This is a genomic window from Pantoea sp. sgz302252, assembly GCF_047713085.1.
Classification (GTDB): Bacteria; Pseudomonadota; Gammaproteobacteria; order Enterobacterales; family Enterobacteriaceae; genus Scandinavium.
The window spans coordinates 1-15970 of record NZ_JBLFJW010000031.1; the positions used below are offsets into that span (position 1 = coordinate 1).

The 15970-nt window shown below is 56.7% G+C and carries 9 protein-coding genes; all 9 read right to left on the reverse strand.

What is annotated here, in order from left to right:
• A partial coding sequence (locus ACLW56_RS19780) for a DUF6531 domain-containing protein (RefSeq protein WP_330985422.1) occupies positions 1 to 3540 on the reverse strand: 3540 nt, incomplete at its 3' end.
• A 74-nt stretch (positions 3541 to 3614) separates the two neighbouring features.
• Positions 3615 to 5729, reverse strand: a complete 2115-nt coding sequence (locus tag ACLW56_RS19785; protein ID WP_330985423.1) for a type VI secretion system Vgr family protein — start codon at positions 5727 to 5729, stop codon at positions 3615 to 3617.
• 763 nt (positions 5730 to 6492) lie between these two features.
• Positions 6493 to 7782 (reverse strand): cytochrome P450, encoded by a 1290-nt coding sequence (locus tag ACLW56_RS19790; protein ID WP_330985424.1) that lies wholly within the window; start codon positions 7780 to 7782, stop codon positions 6493 to 6495.
• Complete coding sequence (locus ACLW56_RS19795; RefSeq protein ID WP_330985425.1) at positions 7763 to 9535, reverse strand: ABC transporter ATP-binding protein; 1773 nt, start codon at positions 9533 to 9535, stop codon at positions 7763 to 7765. Before ACLW56_RS19795 ends, ACLW56_RS19790 begins: the two co-directional genes overlap by 20 nt.
• The gene (locus ACLW56_RS19800; protein WP_330985426.1) at positions 9529 to 11304 is read right to left on the reverse strand and encodes an ABC transporter ATP-binding protein; all 1776 of its coding nucleotides are present in this window, start codon (positions 11302 to 11304) and stop codon (positions 9529 to 9531) included. Before ACLW56_RS19800 ends, ACLW56_RS19795 begins: the two co-directional genes overlap by 7 nt.
• A complete protein-coding gene (locus ACLW56_RS19805) occupies positions 11295 to 12749 on the reverse strand; it encodes an ABC transporter ATP-binding protein (RefSeq protein WP_330985427.1) in 1455 nt (484 codons plus the stop codon). Before ACLW56_RS19805 ends, ACLW56_RS19800 begins: the two co-directional genes overlap by 10 nt.
• Entirely contained in the window at positions 12746 to 13498 is a 753-nt protein-coding gene (locus ACLW56_RS19810; RefSeq protein WP_330985428.1) for an ABC transporter permease, read from the reverse strand. Before ACLW56_RS19810 ends, ACLW56_RS19805 begins: the two co-directional genes overlap by 4 nt.
• Complete coding sequence (locus ACLW56_RS19815; RefSeq protein WP_330985429.1) at positions 13498 to 14439, reverse strand: ABC transporter permease; 942 nt, start codon at positions 14437 to 14439, stop codon at positions 13498 to 13500. Before ACLW56_RS19815 ends, ACLW56_RS19810 begins: the two co-directional genes overlap by 1 nt.
• A 1-nt stretch (position 14440) precedes the next feature.
• A complete protein-coding gene (locus ACLW56_RS19820) occupies positions 14441 to 15970 on the reverse strand; it encodes an ABC transporter substrate-binding protein (RefSeq protein WP_330985430.1) in 1530 nt (509 codons plus the stop codon).

Genomic DNA, 15970 nt, shown 5'->3' on the forward strand with positions numbered 1-15970 from the left:
GATAAGCTGTTGCAGATTATCGGGATTATCCTCCCGCAGCATATTCCCCCATTCATCAAACTCTGCGCTCCATGCGATCCCGCCACGAACATCAATTAACGCCAGCGGCAACCCCCGGTGGTCGCAGTGGTACAGGTGGATTTTCCTTACCGGCGTGTACTCCGGCTCCATCTGGTTTTTCATCTGCTCCGGCGTCAGACCACACTGTGCCAGCCACTGCTGACTTTGCTCACTAATCTGACCGGCGTTTAGCTCCCGCTCCAGATTATCCAGCAGCGCCACCAGTTCCGGCACAAACACCATTCCTGCATCCTGCTGGAGTTTCTCCGCCAGCGTGCGGCGTACCGCTTTCGCCAGTTCCGCCACCGGGGTTTCCACACACAGCAATGGCGTAAAGCTCCCCGGCAGATACACCGTCTGAATACGGGTGGCGTCCGTCTGGGTGGTGGTCAGCCTGTCGCCATCCCAGCCATACCAGGTGGCCTCCGGTGTGGGGTTCATCCAGAGATACGCATCTCCGCTGGAGTCTCGTTCAGTCTGGCTCTTCCATACCCGCTTACCGATACGACGCCCCAGCGGATCGTAAATATAGCGACTTTCTGCCAGCACATTGCCCTGCTGCATCTGGCGGTAGTGCGCCAGCCGATGCTGGTTATCATAGCCATAAAGGTGGGACAGACTGCCCTGCGGACGGGCGTGGCGTTCGTCTTTTTCCACCAGTCTGCCGTAGTCGTCGTAATGGTAAAAATTATCCACATCCTGGCCGATACGGTTATCCGGCCAGATGCCCGGCAGCATCGGGTATTTGTCCCTCGCTGCTATCCTGTTACCTGCCGGGTCGGTAAAGGACCATTGTTCCAGGTCGTGGTGTGCGGATTTGATATGCGTACTGAACAACCGCCCGGCTTCGCCATACTGGTAATCACGCTGTTCGTTCTGCCCGCTGATACGGACCAGTTGCCCGCCGGTATTCCAGAGGTAGTCGCGGTTAAGCTGCGGTTTGTTAAGGTGATGGCTCTGTAGCTGACCGCCGGGGGTGTAGGCCGTGGTCAGTTCGTAATTGCCAAAGCTGCGCTGCGTTTCTCGGTGCAGGCGGTCGCGGGTGAAATCCATCAGCGGCGTGTCGCCGAGTTTCATACCCGCCAGATACCCGCTGCCGTAAGTCAGCCACTCCACCGGGGGAAGCGCATCCGGCGTGACGCGATACAGCAATCCCTTGTCGCTGTAATCATGCCGGGTTTCATGCTGCCAGAGCAGTTCCTCCGTTTCCGGGGAATGCACCGTCTGGCGCTCGCTGATAAGGCGGCCCTGTTTGTCATGGCAATAGTGAACGGCGACACGGTGGTCATCACTGAGATGGCTGATTTCTGTCAGCCAACCGCGCTCGTTGTAACGCCACTGCCCTGCGGGTTCATCGTTAACCGTGCGGTGTGTCAGACGGTCTGATTCGTCGTAATGCCAGAGCGTGACCAGACGTTCATCTTCGCTGCGGACAAGCTGCCCGGTGGCGGCATAGCGGTAACGCTGCGTTCTGCCGTCAAAGCCGGTTTCCTGTGTCAGCCTGTCCAGCACATCGTAAGTGAACGTCGTGTGGCTACCGTTCTCGTTGGTCAGTTGTGTCACGCGACCTGCGGCGTCATATTCCATCCGGCGTATCAGGCCGTCCTGCGTGGTGCTGAGGATGTTACCTCTGCCATCGAAGGTGGTTTCGCGGCGGCTACCGTCCGGGGTTATCACCGCCATCAGGTCGCCCGCTACGTTGTATTCATAGCGTGTTTCACGGCTCTGCGCATCTTTTACAGCGGTTAAACGCCCCCGGTTATCATAAATCCGGTAAACGCTGAGATCTTCCTCATGGTGTACTGCCGTTAGCTGACCGAAAAGGTCATATTCGTAACGGGTTTCATAGCCGGAGCAGTCGATGAAGGTGAGCAACTGCCCGTAGCGGCTCCACAGCATCTGTTTGCGGCTGCCGCTGGCATCTTCCGTAGCGCAGGGATATTCGCTGCGCGGATTATCATAAAAATAGCGGGTTGTGCTGCCGTTGCGCAGGATTTCCGCCGTCAGCCTGCCGTAGTCGTCATATTCCTGTTTATTTTGCAGCCCGTCCGGGTACACAGTGCTGGTCAGCTGGCGCTGGTTGTTGTAATACAGTTCCGTGCGTCTGCCGTCCGGCATGATGATTTCTTTTAGCTGTCCGGAGCCGGGACTGAGCCGGTATTCTGTTTTACGGCCAGCCGCATCGGTCTGCGCCAGCAGCCTGCCCGCGTTGTCGTAGTCGCTGTGGGTGGTGCTGCCGTCTGCGCGTTCCTGTTTGACCACGCGTTTCAGCCCACCTTCGCCTTCGGTGTGCAATACCTCACGACGGTTCAGGCTGTCGGTAATGGTGATGGCATTCCGTTCGTAAACGTAGGCATAGCTTAAGCCTTCCGGGTTTATCTGCTCCGTCACGCGGCCCGACGCATCGTAGCGGTACTGTATCTCCGGTCTGCCTGCATAACGGTGTGCCGTCATCCGCCCCGGATATTTTGCGTCATAAGCAAAACCACGCACCGCCGTACCGCTGCGGTCATACGCCATCACCAGTTCACCACGCGGAGAATATTCATAACGTGCCAGTGGGCTTATGGGCAGATTTTCCGGGTACTCCGGGTCATGGGTCAGCCACACTTCGGCCAGGCGGATGCCGCTGTCAGTACCGTAATCTGTGGTGGGCAGCGCGTCCGGGAAGAGGGGCTGTTTTGGGGATGCAGCCTGTTTACGCTGCTGCTCCGCCCGCTGTACCTGCGAGGTCAGCACCAGCCGGAAGCGGCGGCCTGCGCCGTCAGTCACCCCGGTGATGTCTCCGGCAAAATCGCCTGCGGCTTCGCGATGGAAAGCCATTACCCGCCCGAAGTTATCCGCCAGTGCGGTGAGCTCCCGGTACGGCGGCAGCGGAGCGGGCAGCACCTCATCCGTGGCGGGCACGCGCTCAGACCAGCCCAGTATCCACCACGGCCCCTGAAGGCTGCTGGTCGCCAGGTAAATATGCGGGCTGAGGCGGATATCTTCCGGCAGTGTCTGCCAGAGCATATGCAGCGGATTACTTTCATGCAGTTTCAGCACGCCGCCCCGCGCCAGCCAGAATGACTCGCTGCGGCTGAAGGCGGTTTCCCCGGGAAACAGCGGGTCAAAGTGAATGCTTCGCCCGCCGTTGTCATTGAGTATCAGTTCCCCGTCGCGGAGCTGTAAGCGGATATCAAAGGGGGCTTTCCAGCCGGGGCCGAATATCCCCACGGGGGCGGGCGTCTTTGTGCAGTAGCTGCTGTAGGTACGTGAAAGCACAAACGGCAACGGGCCGGGTAGCGCGAAATCGGTTTCGCCAGGCTGTACTTTCGCACCCAGCAGCGGGTTAACCGGGTTGCCGGAGGTCATGCCGCCCGGACACACCGAACAGGCCACGCCAGTCGGTGCGCCAATCATCACCCCCGCCGAGCCCTGGATTATCGGGCCGCCCTTCATGGTGCCATCGCCCTGACGCGCCGCCGGTTTTCCGCTCATACACCTGTCCTTCTTTTATCTGGCTTATTGTTTTGCTTTACTGCCCTGTGTTACCAATTTGTGATGCTGTTTAATCAGTACTGCCGCATATCCGGCGGCGGACTGCTGCTTTCTTCCGGCGCTTTCGGCGGGTCTTCCGCCGCGTCGCAGTTCCAGTTAATCATCAGCGCATCACCGCTTAAGGTCTGAACACCCTGTAAATTAATGGCGGTGCCGTTGAGAAAGATTTTGCCGTCCTGCGTCAGCACCAGCCGTGCCTGGCCACAGCGCAGTTCCAGATGTTCCCCGGCAGAATAGACCGCCACCTTTCCGGTACTTTCGGTTTTACTTTTACCCACCGTAAAGGTGACGTTTTCCCCGACGCTGACGTCATAGCCTTTACCCACCAGCAGCGATTTATGTATCCCCACCTGCGAGGACTGCGTCAGCGCCACCGAGGTGTTCATCACGCCACCCACCGTGGTCTGGTATGCCACCCCCACTGTCAGTGCGCGGGCAATACCCACCGTTTCAGCCTGGTTCAGGCCAACGGTAATGCTTTGGTTTTGCCCCACGGTCTCTTTCTGGTTCTGTACCACCGTCTGTATCTGGTTCTGCTTCACGGTGATAAGCTGGTTGCCGCCGATGGTTTCCCGGTGGTGGGCGGTAACATCAGTGGTACGGTTATTCAGTACATCGGTGTCCATATCCTTCTGGGCATGGATATAGACCTGCTCCTGTCCCGTCGCATCCTCAAAGCGCAGCTCATTAAAGCCGCTGCCCTGATAGGTTTTGGAACGGATGGTCATCTGCGTTTTGGTGCCCGGCAAACGTCCCGGCGAGCGGTTATCTTCGTGGTACGTACGCCCCATAATCAGGGGCTGGTCGGGGTCGCCATTGAGAAAATCAACAATCACCTCCTGGCCCACCCGCGGAATGGCAAGATGCCCGAATCCGGCCCCCGCCCAGGGCTGCGACACCCGTATCCAGCAGGAACTGTCCTCGGTTTCCTGGTGATAACGGTCCCAGTGAAAGTGAACCCGTACCCGCCCGTGTTCATCGCAGAAAATCTCTTCACCCGGCGGCCCGGTAACAACGGCAGACTGCGGGCCATCCACTCTTGGTTTCAGCCGGGGTTGTGGTCGCCAGGTTCTGTCGGCGGGAATAACCTCAAACTGGTTGTCCATTGTGGTGCCTAATCCCCGGCCACCTTTCATTGCCTGCGGCTGTTTGCCCGTCAGAACACTGCTCACCACCTGCCATTTCCGGTTAAGTGCCCCGATCGGATGCCCGGTCAGACTGAAGGTGGCACCCGGCCACAGCGCCGGTGAGTTACTGATGCAGGAGGCGGTTTCCGCATTGTTGCGCCAGCCTTCCATCTGGTAACGGGCAAAATCCTGGCCGTGCAGCTCATCCTTAAAACGCCCAGGATAATCAAAAACTTCGTACTGCCTGAACTGACCGTTCAGGTTTTCACCGGGATGCCTGTAATAGCCGGGCCACTGCGGCACCTTAAAGGTGTAGTCCTGGGTTTCCACCGAAGAGGGGCGGATTTGTGCCTGGTAATTGAAAGTACTGACACAGAGGATGGAGACGTCCTGTGAACTGTTCGGATTGAACGGCAGTTCACCCGCATCGGATAATCCGGCCACGTCATCGCACAGCGTCAGCGTCTGCGCCGGGCTGTCAGCGTCGGGGCGGTCGAAAAAGAAAATGCCTTCTTCCGACCACAGGCGGGTGAGAAATGCCAGATCCGTCTCGCCGTACTGAACGCAGAATTCCCGCGCCGGATGGTCTTCATAAAACAGCGGTTTCCAGTCAGTGATGCCATTTTCATCCAGCAGCATGGCGGAAATGGTCTGGATATCCTGTTGCTGAAAGATACGGAAATTCTGCCGCAGCCCACTGCGCCAGAGAGGCGGTGTGATGGTGAGGTGATAACACATCTGCCAGCCGTTATACTCCTTCATCCCGAAATGGGTGACGATACCGCTGACATAACGCTGAACCGTGTTGCCCTGCCAGATAGTCAGGGTGGCGTTTTTCTCCAGCAAGTCTTCTGCCATCTGTCCGAAAGAATCACTGGCAACGTCCACATCCAGTACAAATGGGAACGAGTGGCGCTGTTTAAGCTGAAAACCCACCACGGCGAAAGTTTTAGGTCCCAGCCCGTCCACTTCCAGCGTAAAACGCAGTCCTTTTAATGACACGACCCCCTCCCCCTGATGCAGATAAAACCTTATCCTGCGGGAACCGGCATTGTGGCAGAGGGTTAAGTAAGCCTGATCGCACAGTACCGGACGAAATGATAAGCAGTGTTACTGTATGAAACGAAATACTCCCTTTCTGTATTCATTTTTTTGATTGATATCAATGGTACTGATGAGTGGGCAGAATAATTTTTCGGGATTGATTATGTTTCGCTCAAAACACTCCAGCCATGAATATATTAGCCAGTAATATTTACCAACCAATTGTATTTTATTTGATTATCTCTGGTGTGAGTATATTAAGCACAGTCAGCAGACTTTCGTTAAAACCGCTTGTCACCCGTTACCCGCATTGTATTGGTGCGCCGCACCTGCAAAATCAGGCGCCAGGATTGGTCTCCTGAATATCATACCTGCGACATATCGTCTTTTTTATGTCGTGCGCTCGGCTATACCTCTATGGTGGGCTGAGCGGGGGCACCGTAAGGTGCGCCGGTGTAGGTATGGTCGGTAAGACCAACTCCGTTCAGTTCACCCCCCGCAAGATTGGTCTCTTCGGTGGTGGAATTTAAATACCACATACCGGAGGTTGCTCTATGGCTACAATCCTCATAAAATTCAATAAATTACAACAAAACCTGCATCCAGTCAGAGGAGCCAAATTCTTGTTTTCATGTTTATCTACACCCGCTACATTTTTACTATTCAACAAGTTAGCGTAAAAACACTTCCCAATACATAAATGCCAAATGGCGCTCGCTTTTCACCCGCCATGCGAATTCTTCGTTAAGTAACGCACAGGCATCCGGCGAATCCCCGTATGTTTATTACTTCTGACCCAATCAACCGCCCCGGCCAGTTCGAAACCCGACACCCGCGGCAACAGTTCCCGCATAATCAGGCGAATTTCCAGTCTGGCCAGTTGCGCACCGAGGCAGGCATGGCCGCCGGAACCAAAAGCCAGGTGCGGATTGCGCGTACGCCCTATATCAAAATCCTCAGGATGGTCAAAAGAGGCCTCATCACGATTGGCCGATGCCCACCACAGCGTCACTTTTTCCCCTTCCCGTATCAGGCGATTGCCCAGCAGCACATCCCGCGTTGCCGTGCGACGGTTATAGGGTGTGGGTGAAGTCCAGCGCAGAATCTCTTCCAGCGCCGGGCCCATCAACTCTGGAGAGTTCTGTAGCCGGGTCCATTGCGCCGGATGGTGAATAAACGCCAGAATACCGCCAGCGATTGCGTTGCGGGTCGTTTCTAATCCAGCAACCATCACCACATTGAAAATCATAAGCTGCTCGACTGCCGTCAAACGCCCCAGGCCTCCGGGTAAAGCCTCCATCACCGCCCGTGACACAATATCCTGGCCGGGGCACTGGCGCTTACTCTCCACAAACTGCTGGCTGTAGGCCATAAAATGCTGCATCGCCTGCTGGCTACTGGCGCTGCTTTCACCCAGCTGACGATCGGAATAATCGAGAACCGCATTAATCCAACCAAAAATCTTCTGTCTATCTTCAGCCGGGATACCAACCAGATTGGCGATAGCAAACATCGGCAGTTCCGCTGCAATATCTGCAACAAAATCACCACCTCCTTTAGATAAGGACTGCATCACGGCGTCATGCGCCGCCTGTGCCAATACCGGTTCGAGTACTGCGATGGTCGCATTGGACATCGCAGGCGCAATAAGCCTGCGCAGCGCTTTATGTCGCGGATCATCCATCATATTAATGACCGATCCGGGCCCCACCGCTCGGGGTAAATCTTCAATCATCGTTCCACCGCCCTCTCTGCCGCCGCCGCTTTCGGATGAGAACGTGTTGATATCTTTTGCCACCGCCAGAATATCCTGATAGCGGCTCAGAACCCAGAACCCCTCGTTATCGGGAGTCAGCGGCGTTCGGGGATGGTACAGCGGGCCTGGATAGCGGCGCAGTTGTGCAAAAATGGGATGCGGGAACCCCTCGCAAAAGCGATTAAGATCCGTCAAATCAACATCGGCCAGCGGCCAGTCCTGGCTGCTGTGGCTATCAAAGATTTTGTCGCTCATGTTGCCACCTCACGGTTTTACGCAAACGCCACCCTTCAGATTCCCTACGCGCCTGCCAGAACGCCGCATAACGCCCTTCTGCCGCCAGCAGTTGTTCATGCGTTCCCTGCTCAACAATGCGTTTATCATCAAGGACCAGAATGAGATCGGCATTCTGGATAGTCGGGAGTTGATGGGCGATCACCAGCATCGTGCAGCAATGGTGCCGCATCTGTAGACCACGCGTAATAGCCGCCTGGTTGGCGGCATCCAGCGCGCCTGTTGCTTCATCCAGCAGCAGGATGGGCGCGTTTTTAAGTAATGCCCGCGCAATCGCAACGCGCTGGCGTTCGCCCCCGGAGAGCAATCCTCCCCCTTCCCCCACCTGCGTATTCCACCCATCCTTAAACCGCCCGACCAGTTCATCCAGACACGCCAGAGTAGCAACCTGAGCAAGATCGTCATCGCTGGCGTCCGGATTGCCGATCAGCACATTTTCCCGCAGCGTACCGCTGAACAGATAATTATCCTGAAACACCAGCGAGATCATTTGCATCAACTGCGCCGTCGAAAGCTGTCGCACATCGGTATCGCCAATGAAAATACCGCCTTCATCTGGATCGAAAAATCGCGCAATCAGCCGGGTGAGCGTTGTTTTACCCGAACCAGAAACGCCCACCAGCGCGGTGGTTGTATTTTCAGGCAACGTCACGGAGATATTCTGCAACACCGGCCGTTCCGGTGAATAACCGAAGGTGAGATTGCGTAATTCGATGTGATGGCGAGTCGGGTCAGGCGACGGCTGAGCAGGCTGCGGCAACGGACGTTGTGACAAGACGTTTTCCACCGCATCCATTTGTGCCGAAGCCATACGAATACCCGCCCCGTAGGAGGCAATCTCCGTCAGCGGGTCGACAATCCGGTTAATCAATACCAGCAAGGCAGTTAAGGTGGCTAACGGGTGTGAACCGCTGCTATCAGGCGCCAGCCAGACCACACTCGCCATCAGCGTCAGAAAACTGAGCTGTGCCAGCCAGGCATTCGCCAGCAGCGGCGGCAGCACCAGCCAGAGCTGCCGGGATCCGGCGCGATGCTGCGCAACCAACGCCGCATCAAATTGGGTATAGCCCTTTTCACCGCAGCCAAATGCACGTAAGATTTGCTGATTCTGAGCAAACTCCACCATCCGATCGCTGGCTTCCGCCGTTGCAGCATGCACCGTACGATCGGCGGCTCTTCCCAGCCTTCCGGCCCACCAGTAAACCAGCGCGACCAACGGAAAAACGGCAGCCGCGATCAGTGCGACCCGCCAGTTAAAGAAGAACATCACCGCCACAATCACCAGCGGTGTGAGCGTCGCCCGCATTAATGGTGTCAGTTGATGCGCAGGCAACCCCAGGATTTCCATCACCCCCTGGCTCAGCAACGCCCCCAGACGACTGGTATTCGCACGAGAAAACCAGCCCAGCGGCAACGAAGCAACACCATCGCCAATTCGATGACGCAAGGTATTTAGCAACGTAATAGCAACCTGAAACCCTCCCAGCGTTGAGATATAGTTCAGATATCCGGTTAATAGCGTTCCTGCGCCGAGGGGAATCAACCACATCGCCGCCATCACGCTATCGCCAGTGAGCAAGGATTGCATGACAGGAACGACCATCGCGAACGTCAGGCCCTGCACAACGCAACAGGCCACCATCAGGATGAGATAGCGTTTCAATACCGCGCGGTGTTCCTCGCCCAGCAGGTGATAAAGCCGGGTCACTAACATAGCACCTCCTGGGCAGGACAAACCTGGGCCTGCCACATGCGGGCATACTCTCCCTTCGCGGAGAGCAGCGCCTGATGCGTTCCCTGTTCAACAATGTTCCCGCACGCGAGCACAACAATATTGTCTGCGTTGACAATCGTCTCCAGCCGGTGCGCAATAACCAACACCACGGTGTCTTTTTTCTGCGAAATCAGCGTGGAAAGCGCTTTCTGGATTGCCGCTTCCGATTCCGCGTCAGCCTGTGCGGTCGCCTCATCCAGCACCAGTATGGACGGGTTAAGCAGCAACGCCCTGGCGATACTCAGACGCTGCGCTTCACCGCCGGAAAGCAGCGCATCCTCGCCATAAACAGATTGATATCCACGGGGCAATTGAAGAATACGCGAGTGAATATTGGCCGCTTTCGCCGCCGCGATCGCTTCCGTTTCCGTTGCTGATGGGTTACCGAGCGTAATATTGTCGAAAATGCTGATGCGAAGCAGCCGGACATCCTGAAAAACAAATCCAACCTGGCGGTACAAACTGTCGGTGTCCAGTTGTTCCAGAGGCTCACCGCCAAGGGTTATCTGCCCGCTGGTCGGCGAAGCAAAACGCAGCAGCAAACGCGCAAGGGTCGATTTTCCGGCGCCTGAAGCGCCAACCACCGCCGTCACGCTGCCCGGAGGCAATGCCAGTGAAATACCATCAAGGATCGGGTGATTAGCGTCGTAAGCAAAGCTCACACGATCAAATACCACGTGGTTTCCCTTCGCTTTCAGCCCATTTCGCACCACCGTTTGCTGGGGGATAGACAACAACGCCGCCAGCCGTTCAAATGCACCGCTGGCCATTTGTAACGACTGGGCGCTTTGCCCTAACGTGGTCACGGGGATCGCGATCCCCAGCCCGACGACGGCAAAAGGCAAAAGCTGCCAGATATCAATCCAGCCCAGCGAGATAAATAACGTGCCAAAACTCAGCACCAGCAATAACAGCGTAATCGGCGCAATCACCACGCTGGCAAGCGTTTCTGGTTTTATCAGCGGTCGAACCCAGTCGAGGAAAAAATCGCGAAAATCATCAACCGCCTTTTTATAGGCCTGGTGCGCCTCTCCCTGCCGACCAAAGGTTTTCACCACCGGGATCCCCTGAACGTACTCGACAACAGCACGATTCACTTCCCCCAGCGCGATGCCGTAATCCGCCATTTTGGCCCGGCTTCCGGCCATCACCCGGCGGTACAACATCCAGAACAGCGGAATCGGCAGTAAGGTAATCAGCGCCATTCGCCAGTCAATCCAGAAGAGATAGCCGTACACAAATGCCATGGTCGCCGCCGCGTTGGCAAAATGTAAACCAGCATGCGCAACCAGATGGTGAATGGCGGAGACATCGTCCTGAATTCCTTGTTTAATTTGCCCGCTACTGTGCTGGTTAAACCAGCTTAATGGCGCGCCGGAGAGCCTGCGGGCGACTTGTCGGCGGATCCATAATGAAAATGCGTTATCCGCCAGATGGGTCATCAAATCAGCAAGCCCGCGCAATGCCAATCCGGCAGCCAGACACAGGCCCGAAAACGCAATAATCCGCCACGCAGCATCACTTTGCCCTGGCCCCCACGCGCCGAGCACCTTCGCCAGTTCCGTTAATCCAGCCAACGGCGCGAGCACCAAACCGGAAGAGACTATCTGTAAAATCACCGCCAGCGCGATCCAACCCCGAACGGGTTGTAATAATCGGTAATCCGCATGAGGCGGGGTCTGTTGTTCATCAGGCGTTATCATCGACATAACCTGTTCTCCTTATTGGGCATCTCCGCAGCCTGCTCCCTTCGACGCAATGTCAGAACCTGACGGCAAAAAGGACGGGTTGCGTCAACATCATGGGTAATCAACATTAACGCCAGGTTTTGTTCCCGACGCAGACTATCCAGTAAACGCAAAATGCTCAGACGGTTTTGCTCATCCAGCGCCGAAGTCACTTCATCGCAGATGAGCAGCGCAGGTTTTCCAGCGAGGGCGCGTGCAATCGCTACCCGCTGCTGCTCGCCGCCGGATAACTGATGCGGAAACCGGCTCTGATACGAAGAGGGAAGGTTAACCAGATGCAGCAACCCTTCGACCGAAGAGTCGGGGGCGGCGGAAAAGCGATATCGCGCCTGTTGCAACTGCTGAGCAACGGTACGCCAGGGATTAAGCGTCCGGGCGGGATCTTGCGGAACCAGCGCGATATCGCGGATTTGCTCCCGCGAGCGGCGTCTAACCTCCGGCGCTAACAAGCCGTTACGAAGTTTACATTCGCCCATCGCTGCCGGGCTAAGCCCCACCAACGCTCTGGCAAACGCGCTTTTTCCAACGCCAGATTCGCCATGAAGCAGCAAACTGTCACCAGGATGCAGGCAAAACGTCACTGGCGAGAATAACGGTGCGGACTGGCTCCCCACGCTGACGCTATTGACCTGCAACAGCGGCGGCTGGTCTGTGTGGGGGCACTCTGCGAAGGCAGGATGCGGAAAAGGTGAAGCGATGGCAGACAGAATGCGCTTCGACGAACCATACTGGTGCTGTTTACCGTTCTTCAGGATCAGGACGTGTTGAGCGATGTCCTCCAGCCCCGACAAATGGTGGCTCACCAGCAGTAGAGAAAATTGCAACCTGCGTTGCATCAATGCCAGCAAGCGCAGCACCTGCTGACGACGAGCATCATCCAGACCGGCAAAAGGCTCATCCAGAATCAGTAATCGGGGGCGTTTCAGCAGTACCCTGGCCAGCGCTACGCGGCGACGCTGGCCGCCAGAAAGCTGATGCGGGAAACGGCGCAAAAAATACGTTTCACCGGGTAAACCGACACTCTCCAGTATCTGTTCAAGAGGCTCAGCATCTGGCACGCGCATTTCATCTAACAATCTGCCGACCGTCATGCCCGGGTTCAGTTCAGCCGCCGGATCCTGACCAAGCCAGGCGGTATCGCGCGCACGCAGACGCCCCATCTGCTGCGAGCTGGCCTCACGCAGACGGCAGCCGCAACTGATGATTTCACCCGAATCCCAACGCATACCCGGGGCGATATCCCCCACAATCGCCCGCGCCAGCGTGCTTTTCCCGGCACCGCTGTCGCCAATAACCGCCAGCGTGCTGCCGCCTGCGAGCGTGAAATTAATGTCATTCAGGACAGGCTCGCCCTGCTCGCGGCAAAGCGTCAACTGCCTCACTTGCACTAAAGGAGAGTCCATCATCGCTGCCACCTGTCCACGCCAAGATTGAATATAACGACCGTCAACGCGATGCATAACACCGGCGCGACCACCGCTAACGGATTAAGCATGATGCCCGGTAATGCTTCGCGGACCATCATCGCCCAGCCATCATGCGTTCCCGGCACCACCACGCCGAGAAAACTGACCGAAGCAATCAGATACATCGCGCTAACCAGACGAATTCCCGCATCAGCCAGAATGCCGGACCAGAGTCCGGGTAAAACTTCGCGATACAGCACCCGTAACATCCCATCACCGGCGGCAATAGCCGACTCGACATAGCCGCTGTCCAGCAGCGGATCGGCAAGCGAACGGATGTAGCGGGCAGTAAACGGGACGTTCAATAACAGCAAGGCAATCAGCAACGAACGCCAGTCTGCGCCTACCCCATAAAGGACGATGAACACAACCAGCAAGGGCGGCACGATCAAAACCGCATCCAGAGCCACCACACCGCGTCGCCCTCTCCCCGGCATCCCTGCCAGCAAAAGCCCCATCGTGACGCCGAAGGCGCTGGACAACAACGTTCCGACGAGCGGCAGCAACAGCATCATTCGCCCACCGTTTAATGTTCGGCTCAGCACATCCCGCCCCATCCCATCGGTTCCAAACCAGAATCTCCCGTCCGGCGGTTGCCAGGCCATTCCAGAGGAACGATACGGATCCAGCGGGGCGAGCCATGGCGCAACAAAAATCAGCAGCATCAACAGGACGAGTATTTTTCGCATTAGCGCCTCCGCCAGGGATCGCTTACCCGCGCCAGCACATCGGCCATAAACCAGCAGGCCGCAGTGACCAACGCCAGCAGCATCGCAATGCCTTGCAGTAAAGCGGTATCCCTGGCATGAAATGCGTTAAGCAACAGCTCACCCATCCCCGGATAGCCAAAGACGCGTTCAACGACAATCGCCCCGCCAAACAGGTAAGGCAGCGTCGAGGCGATAATCTGGGCAAGTGGCCCGGCGGCGATGGGTAAAATATGGTCTCCCCACAGCGCCCGGCCCCGAATACCGTTAAGCCGGGCGCTGGTAACATGCGGTAACGTCATCACGTTCAACAGCGTAGCGCGCACCATTCGCAGCAGATAGCCAGAAGCAACCAGCCCCAGCGTTAACGCGGGCAGCACTAATCCGCGCCACCGCTCAGCGATACTGGCGTCAAGCGGCGCAAGAGAGATAGCAGGCAGCCAGCCCAACCCAACGGCAAACAGCAAAATCAGCAGAGTCGCCACAATAAACTCCGGCATACTGACGCCGATTAACGCCAACGCCGAGAGCAGTTTGTCCAGCCATTGACCACGGTACGCGGCGGCGACCATCCCTGCCCCCATTCCGACCAGCAGCATCACCATCCCCGCACACGCGGCTAACAGAGCGCTACGCTGTGCGGCCGGGATCACCACCTCCGAAACGGGAAGGTCGGTGAGCAGCGAATAGCCGCCATTGCCGTGCAATACCCCTGAAAGCCAGTGCAGATATCTCTCGCCAGCGGGGCTGTCCAGCCCATACTCGTGGCGCAACTGAGTTAACATTTGCGGCGTGGCCCGTTCGCCTAACGCCTGGGCCGCCGCATCTCCCGGCGCCAGTTCAAGGCTGAAAAAAATCACCAGACTCGCCAGCATGAGCAACAGCAGCAGGCCCGCCGTTCTGAAAAGAAGAAACCGCGCCATCTCACTCTTGACCTGTCATCGGGCGAACCTGGCGAAACAACGGGATCCCCTGACTGAGTTCAACGCCGCTAAACCCTTCACGCATGGCGGAAAGCTGATCACGATAGCCCCATAACAGATACGGTCCCTCTTCCCACAGTTGTTGCTGAAGTTGATTAAGCCGTTGCTGTTGCGATGACCGTTCAAGCGTCGTACGCGCCTGTTCTACTCGTTGGGCAAATTCCGGGGGATACCAACCGCCATAGTTGTAGGGGTTCTCTGCGCCAAACAGCATGGGCAGCGTGGCGATAAAGGGGCGATTTAGCGCAAACATGGCGATCATCTGCGCCTGATGCAATCGCGGGAGGCTACTGAGATAGTCCGCCGGTTCGACTCGCTCAAGCGTCAGCGTGATCCCAGCATCCGCCAGTTGTTGACGTAACAGTTCAGAAGCATCGTTAAGCCCCGGCGTCAAATCGGCCGTCAACATGTGCAACGTCGTGACGCCTTTCTCACGCAAGATCGTCTGCGCCGCAGCAACCTCCTGCTGGCGCTGTTTCAGCGTAGAGTCATAGCCTGTCAGCCCCTGACCAAAAACATCGTTCCCCACATAACCGTACCCCCCCAGCACCACATCGACGAACTGCTGGCGATTGATCAACATCTTAAGCGCCTGCCGTACCTGGCGATCGTCAAAAGGTTTCACGCGGCTATTTAGTGCGAAATACCAACTGCTGGCATTCGCCACGCCGCTACGTAATACCTGAAACCCTTTCCTGTCAGTAACCTGTTTGGCATTCGTCACCGGAATATCAAAGGCGAAATCCGCCGCACCGCTGAGCAATGCGTTCACTCTGGCCGTCGGGTCGCCCAATGGGCGAATTTCAATACGGTCGAACCAGAGCGCAGGCTGCCAGGCGTGCAGATTACGGGTTAACAACGCGCCTTCCGATGCGGTGAATTGAGCAACCCGATACGCACCGCTACATACCGGAATATGCGCGTCGCCTTGTCCCTGCTTCCACACCATGCTGGCGGCGCTAAGCACCGTCGTGACCAGATCGGCACGTGGCCGCGTCAACATCAGGGTAAGGGTTCGATCGTCAACAATCCGGCTGGCCTTAAAATCCACATCCTGAAAAAAGCTGCCAAAACCCATCGAGCGGGATAAAAACTGCAAACTGGCAAAAACATCTCCCGACGTTAATGCGCTGCCGTCGGAAAAGCGAACGCCTGGGCGTAAGCGCAGCGTCCACTGGCTGGCGTCCGTATTCGGTGTGATCTCACTGGCGAGTTGATAAACCAACTTGCCATCCCGTTCCGCCACCAGCGTATCGCAGACATTGCCCACGATAACCCAGGGATACCAGGTTCTGGCTTTGCCAAAATCCAGCCCTTCATTCTGGCTACCGGGCATCACCACCCGCAGCGTTTTTTCCTCTTGCGTAGCGGGTGCGTCAGGTGGCTCGACAACACTTATCATCAGCACGCCAGTGAGGACGAGCACCAGGAACAGAAACAGCGACAACCCGATAGCAATATGTCTTTTCAT

Bases quoted from the DNA above. Each gene is read 5' to 3' on its own strand.
- ACLW56_RS19790 (WP_330985424.1), bottom strand. From the start codon at position 7,782: ATGAGCGACAAAATCTTTGATAGCCACAGCAGCCAGGACTGGCCGCTG.
- ACLW56_RS19805 (WP_330985427.1), bottom strand. From the start codon at position 12,749: ATGATGGACTCTCCTTTAGTGCAAGTGAGGCAGTTGACGCTTTGCCGC.
- ACLW56_RS19800 (WP_330985426.1), bottom strand. From the start codon at position 11,304: ATGTCGATGATAACGCCTGATGAACAACAGACCCCGCCTCATGCGGAT.
- ACLW56_RS19820 (WP_330985430.1), bottom strand. From the start codon at position 15,970: ATGAAAAGACATATTGCTATCGGGTTGTCGCTGTTTCTGTTCCTGGTG.
- ACLW56_RS19795 (WP_330985425.1), bottom strand. From the start codon at position 9,535: ATGTTAGTGACCCGGCTTTATCACCTGCTGGGCGAGGAACACCGCGCG.
- ACLW56_RS19815 (WP_330985429.1), bottom strand. From the start codon at position 14,439: ATGGCGCGGTTTCTTCTTTTCAGAACGGCGGGCCTGCTGCTGTTGCTC.
- ACLW56_RS19810 (WP_330985428.1), bottom strand. From the start codon at position 13,498: ATGCGAAAAATACTCGTCCTGTTGATGCTGCTGATTTTTGTTGCGCCA.